Source organism: Ruegeria sp. BJ5 (assembly GCF_056537865.1).
In genome coordinates, this window is record NZ_JBQFSH010000002.1 from 294,008 (window position 1) to 310,524 (window position 16,517).

The following is a 16,517-nucleotide window of genomic DNA, read 5'->3' on the forward strand; positions in this document are numbered from 1 at the left end:
CGCACACCATCCGCCGAACCGCCTGAGACTGGGCACATGACTCAGGCGAAGAACTCACTGGCCGAGATCGAAGAGGTTCCGGATCAGGGCATCATTCTGTCGGACGGCTGCCGCCTGTCGGCGCGGATCTGGCGGCCTGTCGATGCGCCGCAGCACCCGGTGCCCGCCATTCTGGAATACCTGCCTTATCGCAAGCGCGACGGCACGACGGCGCGCGATGCCCTGACCCATCCCTGGTTTGCCAAACGTGGATACGCCTGCATCCGCGTCGACATGCGCGGCAACGGCGACAGCCAGGGACTGATGGAGGATGAATACACCCAGCAGGAACTGGACGACGCCGTCGAAGTGATCGAATGGCTGGCCCAACAGCCCTGGTGCAGCGGTGCGGTCGGGATGATGGGGATCAGCTGGGGCGGCTTCAACGCGCTGCAAGTGGCGGCGCTGCACCCCGCGCCGTTGAAGGCCATCATCACCCTGTGTTCGACCGCCGACCGCTATGCCGATGACATCCACTACAAGGGCGGCTGCCTGTTGAACGAGAACCTGGGCTGGGGGGCCACCATGTGGTCGTATTCGTCCCGCCCGCCCGACCCGGCGCTGCGTGACGACTGGCGCGAGATGTGGCTGCAGCGGTTGACGGCCGAACCGTTTCTGCCCTCGGTCTGGCTGCGGCATCAGACCCGCGATGCCTATTGGCGACATGGGTCTGTCTGCGAAGACCCCGGCGCGATCCGAGCCGCGACACTGGCGGTGGGCGGCTGGGGTGATGCCTACAAGAACACGGTGCCCTGGCTGGTCGAGAACCTGACTGCGCCGGTCAAGGGCATCGTCGGCCCCTGGGTGCACAAGTACCCGCATTTTGCCGTGCCCGAACCACGCATCGGCTTCCTGCAAGAGGCGCTGCGCTGGTGGGACCGCTGGCTGAAGGGCAAAAAGACCGGAGTTGAACAGGACCCGGCCTATCGCGCCTATCTGATGGATGGCGTGCGCCCGGCGCGCTGGTATGCCGAACGCCCGGGCCATTGGATCACCGAGGATGCCAGCGCCACGTCCCACCTGCCGACGGTCACCCTTCCGCTTTCCGAAGCCGGGCTGGGTAAGGACGGCCCCTTGGATACCAAAATCCGCTCGCCGCATCATTGCGGCATGGATGGCGGCGAATATTGCGCCATCTGGCTGGGTCCGGACATGCCGGGCGACCAGCGGGCAGATGACGCTCTGTCCGCCTGTTTCGACACGACCCCTCTGACCGCAGATCTGGACATTGTCGGTGCCCCGCGCCTGCGCTTGAAGCTGAGTGTCGACAAACCACAAGCCCAGATTGCCGTTCGGCTGAACCAAATCCACCCCGACGGAGCTGCGACTCGGATCACCTATGGTGTATTGAATCTGACCCATACGGAGGGGCATTCGTCCCCCAAAACGTTGATACCCGGACAGGTCTACGACATCGAAGTTGTGCTGGACCACGTCGCCTACCGGGTTCCCAAGGACCACAGCCTGCGCGTTGCCGTCTCAAGCGCCTATTGGCCGCTGATCTGGCCTTCGCCGGAAACAGCGGAGCTCCACCTGACAGGCGGCACGTTCACGATCCCCCAGCGCGACAGGTCGGATCGGGATGAATGGCAATTTGCCCCACCCGATGCGGACTCTCCGTGGCAAGTGACCCAATTGCGAGAGGCGACCCATGCGCGGCGCGTCGAAACTGACATGACGACCGGCGTCATCGATCTGGTCATCGAAGATGATTTCGGCTTGGTCGAAGACGCGGATCATGGTCTGGTCAGCGGCGGAACCGCTTTTGAACGGTGGTCGATCCATCCGGACGATCCGCTGAGCGCGCGCGGTCGCTGCGAATGGGTACAAGAGACCCGTCGCGACGGCATCCAACTGCGAACCGAGGCCAATTGCGAGATGTGGTCGGACCGATCCAGCTTTCATCTGCGCGCGACGCTTGATGCCTTTGAAAACGATGTGAAGATTTTTTCCAAAACCGTGGAGGACACCATACCTCGTGATCAGATGTGATTTTGCTGGTGGCAAGTCCCCGAGATTTGACCTTGCCCGCCGAGACGAAATGCGCCAACGTTGACTCATGCGTCAATAAAAAGCCCGTAAAACGGGCACACAAAACACTCAACTGGGAGATATCCGAATGAACGAACAACTCACTCACATGGCCAGCCAGGTGACCGCCGGGAAACTGACCCGACGTGAATTCATGGGGAAGGCAGCCGCATTGGGTGTATCGGCTGCCATGGCCAGCACCGTCTTCGCCGACGCGGCCCGCGCCGCTGGCGCCAAGAAAGGTGGCGATCTGAAACTGGGCCTGCAGGGCGGTGAATCCACGAACTCGCTGGACCCGGCCACCTATGCCAGCTCGGTTCCGTTCCAGAACGGCAAGCAGTTCGGCGACCAACTGGTCGAAGTCGCCCCCGACGGCACGATCGAGCCGCGCCTGGCCGAAAGCGTTGAAGGCAGCGCCGATGCCAAGGTGTGGACGTTCAAACTGCGTCAGGGGGTCGAGTTCCACAACGGCAAGACCATGACCAGCGAAGACGTGCTGAAAACGATGCAGCGCCATTCGAACGAAGATTCGAAGTCGGGCGCATTGGGCATCATGAAGGGCATCGAGTCGATGAAGGCCGATGGCGAGTATTTTCAGGTCACCCTGAACGAGCCGAACGCCGATCTGCCTTACCTGATGGCCGACTACCACCTGATCATCCAGCCGGACGGCGGAATGGACAACCCGGGCGCCGGTATCGGCACCGGTCCGTACAAGCTGGAAGCGGACGAGCCCGGTGTGCGCCACCTGTTCTCCAAATTCGAAAACCACTGGAACCCGGATTTCGGCAACTTTGACAGCGTCGAAGTTGTGGTCATCAACGATGCCACGGCCCGGACGGCCGCGCTGCAGTCGGGTCAGGTCCACGCGATCAACCGGGTTGAGCCCAAGGTTGCCGACCTCTTGGGTCGTGCACCCAACCTGACCGTACACTCCACGGCAGGACGCGGCCACTACGTGTTCATCATGCATTGTGACACGGCGCCGTTCGACGGCAACGAACTGCGGACCGCTCTGAAATACGCGATCAACCGCGAAGAGCTGGTCGAGAAGGTACTGCGCGGCTATGGCTCGGTCGGGAACGACATGCCGATCAACGCAGCATACCCGCTGTTCGATGAGACGATCCCGCAGCGTGAGTTCAGCGTCGAAAAAGCCGCCGAACATTACAAGAAGTCCGGCCATGACGGGTCGCCCATCATTCTGCGTGTGGCCGACGGAGCCTTCCCTGGCGCCGTGGATGCCGCAGCCCTGTTCCAGCAGACCGCCCAGCAGGCCGGCATCCCGCTTGAGATCAAGCGCGAGCCGAATGATGGCTACTGGTCCGAAGTCTGGAACGTACAGCCGTTCTGCGCGTCCTACTGGGGCGGCCGCCCGGTGCAGGACCAGATGTACGCAACTGCCTATCTGTCCACCGCCGACTGGAACGACACCCGGTTCAAGGTCAAAGAGTTCGACGACCTGCTGTTTGCCGCGCGTGCCGAGCTGGATCCGGCAAAGCGCAAGGCCATCTACAGCCAGATGGGCATGATGGTCCGTGACCAGGGCGGCCTGATCTGCCCGATGTTCAACGACTTTGTCGAGGGCATCAGCAACCAGCTGGATGGCTGGGAGACTGATCCGACCCAAGAGATGATGAACGGCAACATGTCCCGCAAGATGTGGTTCGTCTAACTCGGATCGACAGGTATGCATCCTATTATCAAACTGGTTTCCCAGCGCCTGGCGCTGGGATTCCTCTTGCTGTTTGGCGCTTCGGCCCTGATTTTCGGGTTGACCGAGGCCCTACCCGGAGACGCCGCGCAAGCCGTCCTGGGGCAGTCCGCCACCCCTGAATCCCTTGCCAACCTCCGTGAGGAGATGGGGCTGAACCGTCCCGCCTTGACCCGGTATTTCGAATGGCTTGGCGGAATTGTCCAAGGTGACATGGGCACGTCCCTGACCAACAAGCTGGACATCGCCGAGTCGGTCAGCAACCGATTGGGCAATACGTTGTTTCTTGCCTTTTGGGCGGCCATCGTCTCGGTGCCCCTTGCAATTTTTCTTGGCCTCGTCGCGGTACGCTACCGCAACCGCTGGCCCGACAAGCTGATCTCAGCCGTTACTCTGACGACAATCTCGATCCCGGAATTCCTGATCGGCTACGTCCTTGTCTATTTCATCGCGGTCAAGCTGGGCATGTTCTCGCCGCTGGCGATGATCAATGACAGCATGTCCATTTGGCAAAAGCTGAACTCGATCGCGCTGCCCGTCATCGTGCTGACCATGGTGGTTCTGGCGCATATGATGCGCATGACCCGCGCCGCGATTTTGAACGTGATGCAGTCGGCCTATGTCGAAACGGCCGAACTGAAGGGCCTGAGCAACTTCAAGGTCATCTGGCGCCATGCCTTCCCGAACGCCATCGCCCCCATCGTCAACGTGGTGATGCTGAACCTGGCCTATCTGGTCGTGGGTGTCGTCGTGGTCGAGGTCGTGTTCGTCTATCCCGGCATGGGACAGTACCTGGTGGACCACGTGACCAAACGCGACGTGCCGGTGGTTCTGGCCTGCGGTGTCATCTTCGCCGCCATCTATATCGGGCTGAATATGGTTGCCGACATCGTCGCGATCCTGGCCAACCCAAGGCTGAGGCACCCGAAATGAAGAACATCCCAATCTCTGCAATGATCGGGCTGGCCTTCACCGCCCTGTATTTCATCATCGCCGTCTTTGCACCCTTCCTGGCGCCCTACGGTATGGCCGAGGTTGTGGGCGACGTATGGGAGCCCTCAAGTTCGCAATTCTGGCTGGGCACCGACAATATCGGCCGCGATCTTCTCAGCCGCATGATCTATGGAGGGCGCACGACGATATTCATCGCCACCGCCGCCACCATCCTCAGCTTCGTCACCGGTTCGATCCTGGGCTTTCTGGCCGCCGTGCTGGGGGGCTGGGCCGATCAGGTGATGTCTCGGACCGTGGACCTGATCATGTCGATCCCGTCGCTGATCACCGCACTGGTGGTTCTGGCGATGGTGCCGGTCACCATCCCCGTCCTGATCGTGGTCATGGGCCTGCTGGACGCCACCCGCGTCTATCGTCTGGCCCGGGCCGTGGCTGTTGACATCGAAGTCATGGACTATGTCGAGGCCGCCAAGCTGCGCGGTGAGGGCCGCGGCTGGATCATCTTCCGCGAGATCCTGCCCAACGCGCTGTCACCGCTGGTGGCCGAACTGGGCCTGCGCTTCATCTTCATGGTCCTGTTCGTCTCGACCCTGTCATTCCTGGGCCTGGGCGTTCAGCCCCCGCTGGCCGATTGGGGCGGCATCGTGAAAGAAAACAAGGACGGCATCGTCTATGGCATCGGCGCGGCGCTGTATCCGGCAGTGGCCATCGCCACATTGGCCATCTCGGTCAACCTGGTGGCCGACTGGATCCTGAACCGCACCACATCGCTGAAAGGAGGCCGGGGATGAGCGATACCCTTCTCAAGGTCCGCGACCTCAAGATCGGCGCAACCGTATATCCGCCGGGCGAAAAGCCCCGTGACATCGAAATCGTGCACGGGGTCAGCTTTGACCTCGAGCGCGGCAAGGTGCTGGGTCTGATCGGGGAATCCGGTGCCGGGAAGTCGACCATCGGGCTGGCCTCGATGGCCTATGGCCGGGGCGGCGTGAAGATCACCGGCGGCGAGGTCTGGGTGAACGGGCGCGACATCCTCAAGACGTCGCTGTCGGATATCCGCAAACTGCGCGGCGGCGAGGTGACCTATGTGTCGCAATCGGCGGCAGCGTCCTTCAATCCCGCAAAGAAGATCATGGATCAGGTGGTCGAAGCCGCGGTCGAGCAGAAGAAGTTCAGCCGCAAAGAGGCCGAGGCCCGTGCGCGTGGACTGTTCGCCAAGCTGGGTCTTCCCGACCCGGACAACATCGGCAACCGCTATCCGCATCAGGTCTCGGGCGGGCAGTTGCAGCGTTGCATGACGGCGCTGGCGCTGTGTCCCGAACCGGATCTGGTGGTGTTCGACGAACCCACGACCGCGCTGGACGTGACCACGCAGATCGACGTCCTGATGGCCATCAAGGAAGCAATCCGCGACACCGGTGTGGCCGCGCTGTACATCACCCACGATCTGGCGGTGGTGGCGCAGGTCAGCGATGACATCATGGTGCTGCGCATGGGCGACACGGTCGAATACGGCACCACCGACCAGATCATCAACAACCCGCAGGAAGAGTACACGCAGGCGCTGGTTTCGGTCCGTTCGATCGAACACGAGGAAAAGCAGCCTACGCCCGAACCCGTGCTGCAGGTTGATGGCATCACGGCCCGTTACAAGGGGTTGAACTTCGACGTGCTGCACAACGTCAATGTCGAGCTTCATCCGGGGCAGACGCTGGCGGTCGTGGGGGAATCGGGATCGGGCAAATCCACGCTGGCTCGGGTGATCACCGGCCTGCTACCCCCGCGCGACGGCGAGATCACCTTTGCCGGGCGCAAGCTCAGCCCCGATCTGGCCGGACGCTCGCGCGAGGACCTGCGCGAGTTGCAGATGATCTATCAGATGGCCGATGTTGCGATGAACCCGCGCCAGACCGTGGGAACCATCATCGGCCGGCCGCTCGAGTTCTATTTCAACATGCGCGGCGCCGAGAAGCGCAAGCGCATCATCGAACTGTTGGACGAGATCGAACTGGGCGAAGGTTTCATCGACCGGTATCCGGCGGAGCTGTCGGGTGGTCAGAAGCAGCGTGTGTGCATTGCCCGCGCGCTGGCGGCCAAGCCCAAGATGATCATCTGTGACGAGGTCACCTCGGCGCTGGATCCGCTGGTGGCGGACGGCATTCTCAAGCTGTTGCTGGACCTGCAGAAGATCGAGGACGTGGCCTATCTGTTCATCACCCATGACCTGGCGACGGTGCGCGCGATCAGCGACAGCATAGCCGTGATGTATCAGGGGCGCGTGGTGCGCTATGGATCCAAATCGCAGGTGCTGAGCCCGCCATTCGACGATTATACCGATCTGCTGCTCAGCTCGGTGCCGGAAATGCATCTGGGCTGGCTGGAAGAGGTCGTGGCCCACCGAAAGATGGAGAGCGCCGGCAACTGATGCCGCAGGCTGTGAACGCCGGCAAAACACTCTGAAATCCCGACACTTTGTTTGTATCGAAGTGTCGGGATTTGCTCATTCCGGGCGCGAACGGGCAGCCTTGGCTGACCGAATCTCCTAGGGTGAGGCAAACAAGCCATCCAACACGAGGGCCATGCGATGGACCGCAAACTGCTGCTGATCATTCTCGACGGGGTGCCGTGGCGCAATTTCCGCCGGCTTTTCGGCAACCTCGAAGGCTGGGTCGACAGCGGCGAGGCGCGGGTTTGGAAACACCGCTCTGTGCTCCCGTCGATTTCGGCAAGCTGCTATGCCTCGATCCACACTGGCGTGACACCGCAGGAGCATGGCTGCACCGGAAACGGCAACGTATTCCGACTGGACCACAAAGACATCTTCAGCCAGGTGCGCGAGGCCGGCGGCGTGACCGGGGCCGTCACCCATAGCTTCTGGTCGCAGTTCTTCAATCGCCACCCATTCGACTATGTGCGCGATGTGGAATATGACGAACCGGACAGCCCCACCATCAACCACGGCCGCTTCCACTCGATGACGGGCTATGGCAAGGCCAACCAGATGACGCCGTCCGATGTCGACCTGTTCGCGACCCTGACCAACCTGTGCCTGCGCTTCGGGCTGGATTACGGCATTCTCCATACCTGTACGCTCGACAGCATGGGGCACCGGTTCCATCACGACTGTGAAGAGATGGATCACGCCTGTTTCGTCATGGACGAGATGCTGGCCCCTTTCATCCCCCGCTGGCGGCAGTTGGGATACGAGGTGATCGTGACCGCCGATCACGGCCAGGACGAGCGCGGCCACCACGGCGGGCGCAGCGCGATGCAGCAGGAAACGGCGCTGTACTACTTCGGCGATGCCGAGGGTCCCGATGCCGATACGGTCATCGATCAGTTGCAGTTGGCGCCCACGGTTCTGACCCGCATGGGCGCGCCGGTTGCCGAGACGATGAAGGCCAGGCCGTTCCTGCGCTGAGCGCGGTCAGTCGTAATTCCACAACCCCTGCCCCAGCGCCTCGACCGCGATCGAGATCCGCTCGAAGCTGTCGGCGGCGCGGGTCACCGAATGGCGGGCGCGCAGGTAGCCATGCACGAGTCCGGCCTCGTTGATCCAATGCGCCTGCCCGCCGGCAGCGGTGATTTTGGCGCAGTACACGGCTCCGTCATCACGCAGGGGATCGCAGTCGGCGGTCACGACCACCGTCGGCGGCAGCCCGGAAAAGTCGGTATCGTGCAGGGGGGCGAATGTGGGGTCATGTTCCGGGACGGCGCCGCCACACCGGACTTTCTCATAGAACTGGACCTCGTCGCGCGTCAGCATCGGGGCGTGGGCGTGTTCGATATACGATCCCTGGTTCGGGTCGCCCCCCAAACCGGGATAGATCAGAACCTGCCCTAGGATGTTCCCGATGCGCGCGCGCGCGTGATGGGCGACGGCTGCGGCCACGTTTCCGCCCGCGCTGTCCCCGGCCAGAACCAGCGGATCGCCGAATTCGGATTCCACCCAGTTCACCGCGGTCCAGCAATCCTGGAACTGCGCCGGATGAACATGTTCAGGACACAGGCGGTAGTCGACCGCCACCACCCGATAGCCAGTTTGGGCGCACAGTTCGGCGCAGACGTCATCGTGGCTGTCCAGCCCGCCGACGACGAAACCGCCGCCATGCATGTAGACGACGGTTCGGGTGGGATCTCCGCAGGAATAGACGCGCACCCCGACCCCATCGGCCGAGCTGTCCCGCGTTTCGACGCCCGGTGGACGCGGCTGCCGAAACGCGCGGCACATGTCGTCATAGACGCGGCGCTGGTCCTCGATGGACCGATCCACCGCGTCTTCGGGATAGCTTTCGGCGGTGCGCCGGATGAACGCCCAGGTCTCCTCGTCGATCAGACGTTCATAGTCCATTGCCCCTCCGGATCAGTCGGCCCACTCCCACGGCCGGGTGAAGTTGCCCAGCACTTGGTTCACATCGTCTTCGGATGAGCCGTTCGCGTCAAGCTGCGCGACAAGGCCGCGCTTTTTGTCGTCGATGACCGACACGACTCGCGCCGCAACGCCGGCGGTTTCCAACGCCTGGTTGTAGACCCGCGTGATCGCCTGTTTGCGCAGTTCTGGCTTGAAGACCTTGCCCACCGCCGTCTTCGGCAGTTCGGGCAGGATGGTCATGTGCTTGGGATGCGCCGCGCGTTCGTGCACGTGCACCTTGCAGTATTCCAGCAGTTCTTCCTCGGTCACGCTGGCGCCTTCGACCAGTTCGACAAAGGCACAGGGAACCTCGCCCGCATGGGCGTCGGGCTGGCCGATGGCGCCGGCAAAGGCCACCGCGTCATGGCCCAGCAAGGCCTCTTCGATCTCGGCCGGGTCGATATTGTGGCCGCCGCGAATGATCAGATCCTTGGCCCGGCCCGTGATCCACAGATACCCGTCCGCATCGAACCGCCCCAGGTCGCCGGTGCGCAGGTACTTGTCGAAATAGTAGAGATCGACGTTTTTGTCCTCCTCGGTATAGGTGTTCCCGGCATAGACACCCGGGTTCGACACGCAGATTTCGCCCACTTCGTCCACCGCGCATTCCTTGGGCCCGTCGGGGCTGTCGCGCAGGATCTTGACGTCGGTGTACGGGAACGGAATCCCGATCGAGCCAATTTTCTTCTCGCCATCCACCGGGTTGCAGGACACCAGGCAGGTGGCCTCGGTCAGGCCATAACCTTCGACGATGGTCACACCGGTCGCTTTCTCGAACCGGCGGAACAGTTCGACCGGCAGCGGAGCCGAACCCGAGAAGGCCGTCTTGACGGTCGAGATGTCGGCATCCACCGGGCGCTGCATCTTGGCCGAGATCGCCGTGGGCACGGTGATGATGAACGACACCTTCCAACGTTCGATCAGCTTCCAGAAGTTGTCGAACACGCCGTCGCCGCGATAACCGGCGGGGGTCGGGAACACCACATGGGCGCCCGACGACACCGCCGCCATCACGATCACATGGCAGGCAAAGACGTGGAACATCGGCAGCGGGCACATGATCACGTCCTCTTCCGAGAACAGCAGCGTGTGGCCCAGCCACCCATTGTAGATCATGCCGGAATATTTGTGCTGCGCGACCTTCGGCATACCTGTGGTGCCGCCGGTATGGAAATAGCAGGCGACCCGGTCCTCTTTGCTGTCCTCGAAGGTCAGCGTGGTGGGTTGCTTCGCCAGTTCCTTGTTGAAATCCAGGTAGTCGGCGTGGGCCAGATGCTCTTTGTCGGCCATCTTGGGCCGGACCAAAGGCACGATCCACGATTTCGGCGGCGTCAGGTACCGGTTCAGGTCAATCTCCAACACGGTGTTGACACCCGGCGCGTGGCGCACGGCCTCGGCGACCTTCTGCGCGACGTCCGTTTTCGGGAATGGCTTCAGCGTGACCACGACCTTGGCCTTGGTCTCACGCAGGATCGACGCGATCTGCTCTGGCTCGAGCAGCGGGTTGATCGGGTTCACGATCCCGGCCACCGCGCCGCCCATCATGGTGACCAGCGTCTCGTTGCAGTTGGGCAGCACATAGGCCACCACGTCGTTTTCCTTGACCCCCAAAGAGCGGAACAGGTTGGCCGCCTGGTTCGTCTTGGCCAGCAGTTGCGACCATGTCAGGGTTTCGGCCTTGTCCTTAGGGCCGGACAGGATCTGGAAACTGATCGCGTTGCGATCCGGGAACTTGGTGGCCGTCCGCGAGAGCAGTTGATGGAACGTGACGGGGACATCGCGGTCCTCCCACGGCATTTCCTGCTCCATTCTCAGTTTGTCTTCCTTGCCCACAAAGGCCATGTGGTTCCTCCCCTTTTTTACCCTGCATTTTTGCAGGCTGTCTTGCGTCCAAGATGTAAGCAAATGCAGCCCTGCGCAAGCGAGGGCTTACCCTCGGGCAAGGGGAAAAAGTAGAATGACGCTACGGCGGTTCGCGAAATGCCCGCGCGTCACCTCACTCGGCGGCCACACCATCGGTGAACTGGAGACGCGCCAGACGCGCATAAAGCCCATCTTGCGCCACCAGATCGTCATGGGTGCCCTGCGCCACGATCCGGCCGTTCTCCATCACCACGATGCGATCGGCCTTTTTCACGGTGGCCAGACGGTGCGCCACGATCAGGGTGGTGCGCCCGGCGCGCATCTGGTCGACAGCGGCCTGAACGGCGCGCTCGCTCTCGGCGTCCAGCGCCGAGGTCGCCTCGTCCAGCAGCAGAACCGGAGCGTCGCGCAAAATCGCCCGCGCGATGGCGATGCGCTGTTTCTGACCGCCCGACAGCATCACGCCGCGTTCGCCGACGAAACTGTCATAGCCTTCGGGCAGGGCCGAGATGAAGTCATGCGCCGCGGCGGCACGGGCCGCGGCCTCGACCTCGGCATCCGAGGCGTCCAGCCGTCCGAACCGGATGTTTTCGCGCGCCGAGGCCGCAAAGATCACCGGGTCCTGCGGAACCAGCGCCATGTGCTGCCGGAAATCCGAGCGGCGCATGTCGCCCAGATCGATCCCGTCTAGGCTGACCTGACCGGCCTCGGGGTCGTAGAACCGCTGGATCAACTGGATCACGGTCGTCTTGCCCGCGCCCGAGGGTCCGACGAAGGCCACGGTCTCGCCCGGGTTCACTGTCAGCGACAGGTCGTCCAGTGCCAGGACGTCGGGCCGGGCCGGGTAGCGGAAGGTGACGTTGTCAAAGGTGATCTGTCCCTTGACCGGCTGCGGCAGCGCCTTGGGTTGTGTCGGGTCGTTGACCGTATCTTCGGCGTTCAGCAACTCGACCAGCCGCTCGGTGGCGCCTGCGGCACGCTGCAGCTCGCTCCAGATTTCGGAAAGGGCGGCTACGGACCCGGCCATGATGATCGAATAGATCACGAACTGGATCAGCACGCCTTCGGTCATCACGCCGTTGCGCACATCGTTCGCCCCCATCCACAAAACGCCGACGATCCCCGAGAACACCAGGAAGATCACGATCACGGTCAGAACCGCCCGCGTCTGGATACGGCGCAGGGACACATGGTACGAGGTCTCGGTCATGTCGCCAAACTGGCGGCGGCTGGCGTCCTCATGGGTGAACGCCTGTACGGTCTGAACGGCGCCCAGCGCCTCGCCTGCATTGCCCGACGAGGCGGCGATCCAATCCTGGTTTTCGCGGCTGATGACCCTCAGCCGACGCCCGAGAACCAGGATCGGCACCACCACCACCGGGATCAGCAGCAGAACCAGCCCGGTCAGCTTGGCCGAAGTCAGCAACATCAGCACAAGCCCGCCGATGAACATCAGGAAATTCCGCAATGCGATCGACACTGACGACCCCAGAACGGATTGGATCAGCGTGGTATCGGTGGTGATACGGCTCAGGACCTCACCGGTCATGATGCGTTCGTAGAAGGCGGGGCTCATGCCGATGACGCGGTCAAAGACGGCCTTGCGGATGTCAGCCACGACCCGCTCGCCCAACCGGGTCACCAGCATGTACCGGATACCCGTTCCCACCGCCAGAACCGCCGCGATGCCCAGCGCCGCCAGGAAATACCAATCGAGCAGCTCACCGTCTTCAATGCGGAAGTTGTCGACCACGCGCCGCACGGCCAATGGCAACGTCAGCGTCATGCTGGCCGTCAGAACCAACGCCAGCGTCGCCCCAAGCATCAGCAGCCGGTAAGGCTTCATGAAAGGCCACAAAGAGGCCAGCACGCTCAGCTTCCGGGATCCAGGTCGATCTTCATGAGCACCGGGCGCTTGCACGTTTGCTTGGTTGGCGGAGCGTGTTCTTGCCATGCCTGACCCTTTTTACCTTCTGGGACTCGCGATACGGCTTCTTGGCGGTGCAGGCGCGCCGGGTCAAGGAGACTGCGCGGAATAGCACCCCGACAAGGGCTTTTTGACGCAACTTATTCCGGAGATTTTGGAGCGGGTAGACGGAATCGAACCGACATAGCCTGCTTGGAAGGCAGGGGCTTTACCATTAAGCTATACCCGCTTGGTGAAGGGCTGAGTAGTCCATGCCCGGGCCGTCGTCAAGAACCGAAATCCACCTGCGCATCGCTTTTGCGGCTGTCTGCGTGCGGTCACCCGGGACGGGCTGCGCGGCCAACCGCCAATCGCTCTGAATTGCACTTGTTTTGGGGCCGCGCACTGGCGCAGCATACGATTGCAGTGCTTGCCGTTCGCGAGAACCTGCCTAGCGTGTGTACCGCCCCAAACGGTTAATGGGGTTGTTAAGTACCTGTAACAATCAGTTCCTAAATCCGTTTCACAAATTCATTCCGACAGCGAGGAATCATCCAATGAAAGACGTTGATCCAGCCACCCTTTCCGCCGACAACTGGGACGAACTGCATTTTCCCCGCCCCGACGAAAACGACTTTGACCGCGTCGTCGAAAGCGCCCTGTCGCGACGCGGCTTTCTGGGCGGAGTGTTGGCCTTCGGGTCGGGCGCTGCGGCCATGGGCAGCGGTCTTTGGGGGTCGACCTCAGCCCACGCGCAGACCGCCTCTCGTTTTGCCTTCACTCCGATTGCGGCCCAGACCGATGGTACCGTGCATGTCCCCGAGGGGTATGAATGGAAGGTCCTCATGCGCTGGGGCGATCCGCTGTTCTCCGAGGCTGACGGGTATGACATCACCGATGGTGGACCGGTTGAAAACTCGGACAAGGTTTTTGGCGAAAACACTGATGGCATGGAGACCTTCTCGTTCCAAGGGCACCAGTTGATCGCCATCAATCACGAGTATCCCAACCGCAAAATCAACCTGCCCGCAGCGCAGGAAGGTGTACCCGCGAACGCGGATGACGTTCGAAAGTTGCAGAACCTGCAGGGTGTGACGGTGATGGAAATCGCCGAAACCCCGGATGGCTGGACCGTGGTTAAGGACAGCCCGTTCAATCGCCGCATTCACCACAACACACCCATGAAGATCGTGGGGCCAGCAGCTGGCCACGACCTGCTGAAGACCGAGGCGGACCCGACCGGCACAACGTCGCTGGGCACCATGAACAATTGCGGGTCGGGCAAGACACCTTGGGGTACCTACCTGACCTGCGAAGAGAACTTCAACGGCTACTTCGGCTCCAGCAACGAAAGCGCGACTTATACTCCCAAGGTCGCGGATGGCTTCAAGCGATACGGCATCAAGGCCGAGAGCTGGAACGGATACGAGCTGTTCGATCCGCGGTTTGACACCTCGAAGAACCCCAACGAACCACATCGCGTCGGCTGGGTGGTCGAAATCGATCCGACCGATCCCAACAGCACCCCGGTCAAGCATACCGGACTTGGGCGGTTCAAACATGAAAACGCCGCGGTCGAGCTGGCCAAGGATGGTCGCATTGTCGTCTATATGGGCGATGATGAGCGGGGCGAATACCTGTACAAATTCGTCTCGAACGGCGTCTACACCCCCGGCGGGGATACCGAAGGTCTGCTGGATGACGGCACGCTTTATGTGGCCAGATTCAACGACGACATGTCCGGTGAATGGGTGCCGCTGACACCGGAAACCACCGGCATGGACGAGGCCGAGATTCTGATCTTCGCCCGCATCGCTGCGTCTGAGGCCGGCGGAACCACGATGGACCGACCGGAATGGGTTGCAACCAGCCCGGTTCTTGCCGAGGCCTATTGCTGCCTGACCAACAACAAGAACCGTGGCGTCAAACCCAACGCGGGTGGCGATGATACTTCGGTCAATGGCCCCAACCCCCGGGAAGCCAACAAATACGGGCAGATTGTTCGCTGGCGGCCTGCCAACCAGGATCATGCAGAAACCGCGTTTCAGTGGGATCTGTACGTCATGGCCGGCAACCCGACAGTGCATTCCGATGCATATGCCGGGTCCGAGAACGTAAACGAAGGCAACCTGTTCAACTCGCCCGACGGGATGATGATCGACAGCACCGGTGTGGTCTGGATCCAGACCGACGGGAACGACGACAACGAAGGCGATTTTGCAGGCCACGGCAACAACCAGATGCTGGCCGGCGACCCGATCACGGGTGAAATCGTTCGCTTCATGACCGGCCCGAACGGCTGCGAGGTGACCGGTCTGACATGGTCGGCCGACCGCCGGACCATGTTTGTAGGCATCCAGCACCCCGGTGGATCCTGGCCAGATGGGGGCACGCCGCGTTCCTCGATCATCGCGATCAAACGCAAGGACAACGGACTGGTCGGCTGAACCGTCTTACCTCAGCGATCACCCCCGGCGAAGCGTCGGGGGTGACAGCGCTGTTCAGAGATCTTGGCCCGGCATCGCCAAAGGCCCACCATCGGCTGCAAGATGACGCTCGGGCAGCCACGGGTTCAGTTCCAGCGCCTCTGCCAGAGCAACGCGGGCTTCTTCCATTCTCTGCAGACCCATGAGGGTCAGCGCACGACCGCTCATCGCTGCGATATGGCTCGGCGACAGTTCCAGTGCGCGGTCCAGATCGGTCAGGGCCGATTCAAAATCCTGACGCAGGAAATTCACGAATGCGCGCTGGTTGTAGCCCTCGGCATACTCGGGGCAATACGCAATCAAACGATCGAAATCCTGAAGCGCGCCCAACAGATCCCAGGCATTTCGTCTGGACATGCCCTGATCCAATACGGTCTGCGCGGCCTCGTCAGGTGCGTCGGCCCACAGCTCCCACATCTGGTTCGAGATCTCGCGCGCTGCCATCTCGGTTTCGGCCTGCTGGATCTGACCGATTAGTTCACCCAGCCGGGCGGCGTGATCGGGCGCAGGCGGACAGGTCTCAGCAATTGCCGGGATCGCAACGCCCGCGCTCAGAACTGCGGAAAGAACTAGGTGTCTCATAGTTCAATGGTGACGCGGATCGCCCTTTCGTCAACCCGCGCCATCAATGGCATCGGCCAGCCCGGTCTCTTTCACCGCCTCCATCGCCACGAAGGTCGAGGTGCTGGCCACATGCGGCAGCGACGAGATCTTTTCGGCCAGAACCGCGCGATATTCCGTCATCGACCCGGTCCGTACCTTCAGCAGATAGTCGAAATTCGACGCGATCATATGCGCCTGTTCGATCTCGGGCACTTTGCGGACAGCCGCGTTGAATTCAGCCAGCGCCTTTTCCCGCGTGTCGGTCAGGCGCACCTCGACAAAAGCCACATGGTCCAGGCCCAGGCGGATCGGGTCCAGCATGGCCCGGTAGCCGGTGATGATCCCCTCGGACTCGAGCCGTTTCAGCCGCGCCTGTGTCGGCGATTTCGACAGCCCGATCCGCCGGGCCAGATCAGCGACCGAGATCCGCCCGTCCTCGGCCACGATGGACAGAATCGCGCGGTCGAACCGGTCCAACCCCGGAAAGTCGTTTCGCATGGCGTTTGATCC

At 62.0% G+C, this 16,517-nt stretch carries 12 protein-coding genes and 1 tRNA gene; 7 read left to right on the top strand and 6 right to left on the bottom strand.

The window, feature by feature from the left end; translation table 11 throughout:
* The first annotated feature begins 36 nt into the window (after positions 1 to 36).
* The 6 genes from ACR0NY_RS08950 (at position 37) to ACR0NY_RS08975 (ending at position 8,159) form a co-directional block, all read left to right on the top strand.
* Positions 37 to 2,031 carry a CocE/NonD family hydrolase gene (locus ACR0NY_RS08950; RefSeq protein ID WP_170368046.1) on the top strand — a complete coding sequence of 665 codons (1,995 nt, stop codon included), beginning with the start codon at positions 37 to 39 and terminating at the stop codon, positions 2,029 to 2,031.
* A gap of 127 nt (positions 2,032 to 2,158) precedes the next feature.
* Positions 2,159 to 3,745 (top strand): ABC transporter substrate-binding protein, encoded by a 1,587-nt coding sequence (locus ACR0NY_RS08955; protein WP_170368044.1) that lies wholly within the window; start codon positions 2,159 to 2,161, stop codon positions 3,743 to 3,745.
* Between the two features lie 15 nt (positions 3,746 to 3,760).
* A complete protein-coding gene (locus ACR0NY_RS08960; protein ID WP_093964729.1) occupies positions 3,761 to 4,717 on the top strand; it encodes an ABC transporter permease in 957 nt (318 codons plus the stop codon).
* Positions 4,714 to 5,529 carry an ABC transporter permease gene (locus ACR0NY_RS08965; protein ID WP_170340106.1) on the top strand — a complete coding sequence of 272 codons (816 nt, stop codon included), beginning with the start codon at positions 4,714 to 4,716 and terminating at the stop codon, positions 5,527 to 5,529. The genes ACR0NY_RS08960 and ACR0NY_RS08965 overlap by 4 nt, the downstream gene beginning before the upstream one ends.
* Positions 5,526 to 7,163, top strand: coding sequence for an ABC transporter ATP-binding protein (locus ACR0NY_RS08970; RefSeq protein ID WP_170340105.1), 1,638 nt, complete (start codon positions 5,526 to 5,528; stop codon positions 7,161 to 7,163). Before ACR0NY_RS08965 ends, ACR0NY_RS08970 begins: the two co-directional genes overlap by 4 nt.
* Positions 7,164 to 7,322: 159 nt before the next feature.
* Positions 7,323 to 8,159, top strand: a complete 837-nt coding sequence (locus tag ACR0NY_RS08975) for an alkaline phosphatase family protein (protein WP_170340104.1) — start codon at positions 7,323 to 7,325, stop codon at positions 8,157 to 8,159.
* A gap of 6 nt (positions 8,160 to 8,165) precedes the next feature.
* Here ACR0NY_RS08975 and ACR0NY_RS08980 read toward each other — a convergent pair whose 3' ends face one another.
* The 4 genes from ACR0NY_RS08980 to ACR0NY_RS08995 form a co-directional block, all read right to left on the bottom strand.
* Positions 8,166 to 9,089: an alpha/beta hydrolase gene (locus tag ACR0NY_RS08980; RefSeq protein WP_170368042.1), complete on the bottom strand. Its 924-nt coding sequence runs from the start codon at positions 9,087 to 9,089 to the stop codon at positions 8,166 to 8,168.
* A gap of 12 nt (positions 9,090 to 9,101) precedes the next feature.
* Complete coding sequence (locus ACR0NY_RS08985; protein WP_170368040.1) at positions 9,102 to 10,991, bottom strand: acyl-CoA synthetase; 1,890 nt, start codon at positions 10,989 to 10,991, stop codon at positions 9,102 to 9,104.
* A 154-nt stretch (positions 10,992 to 11,145) separates the two neighbouring features.
* The gene (locus tag ACR0NY_RS08990; protein WP_170368038.1) at positions 11,146 to 12,966 is read right to left on the bottom strand and encodes an ABC transporter transmembrane domain-containing protein; all 1,821 of its coding nucleotides are present in this window, start codon (positions 12,964 to 12,966) and stop codon (positions 11,146 to 11,148) included.
* Between the two features lie 128 nt (positions 12,967 to 13,094).
* A tRNA-Gly gene (locus ACR0NY_RS08995) sits at positions 13,095 to 13,168 on the bottom strand.
* 307 nt (positions 13,169 to 13,475) lie between these two features.
* On the opposite strand from ACR0NY_RS08995, the gene ACR0NY_RS09000 reads away from it, so the two are divergent.
* Positions 13,476 to 15,365 carry a PhoX family protein gene (locus ACR0NY_RS09000; RefSeq protein ID WP_170368036.1) on the top strand — a complete coding sequence of 630 codons (1,890 nt, stop codon included), beginning with the start codon at positions 13,476 to 13,478 and terminating at the stop codon, positions 15,363 to 15,365.
* A gap of 54 nt (positions 15,366 to 15,419) precedes the next feature.
* Here ACR0NY_RS09000 and ACR0NY_RS09005 read toward each other — a convergent pair whose 3' ends face one another.
* Together ACR0NY_RS09005 and ACR0NY_RS09010 are read right to left on the bottom strand one after the other, a co-directional pair.
* Positions 15,420 to 15,986: a tetratricopeptide repeat protein gene (locus ACR0NY_RS09005; protein WP_170368034.1), complete on the bottom strand. Its 567-nt coding sequence runs from the start codon at positions 15,984 to 15,986 to the stop codon at positions 15,420 to 15,422.
* 30 nt (positions 15,987 to 16,016) lie between these two features.
* Positions 16,017 to 16,505, bottom strand: coding sequence for an Lrp/AsnC family transcriptional regulator (locus ACR0NY_RS09010; protein WP_170368032.1), 489 nt, complete (start codon positions 16,503 to 16,505; stop codon positions 16,017 to 16,019).
* Between the last annotated feature and the right edge of the window lie 12 nt (positions 16,506 to 16,517).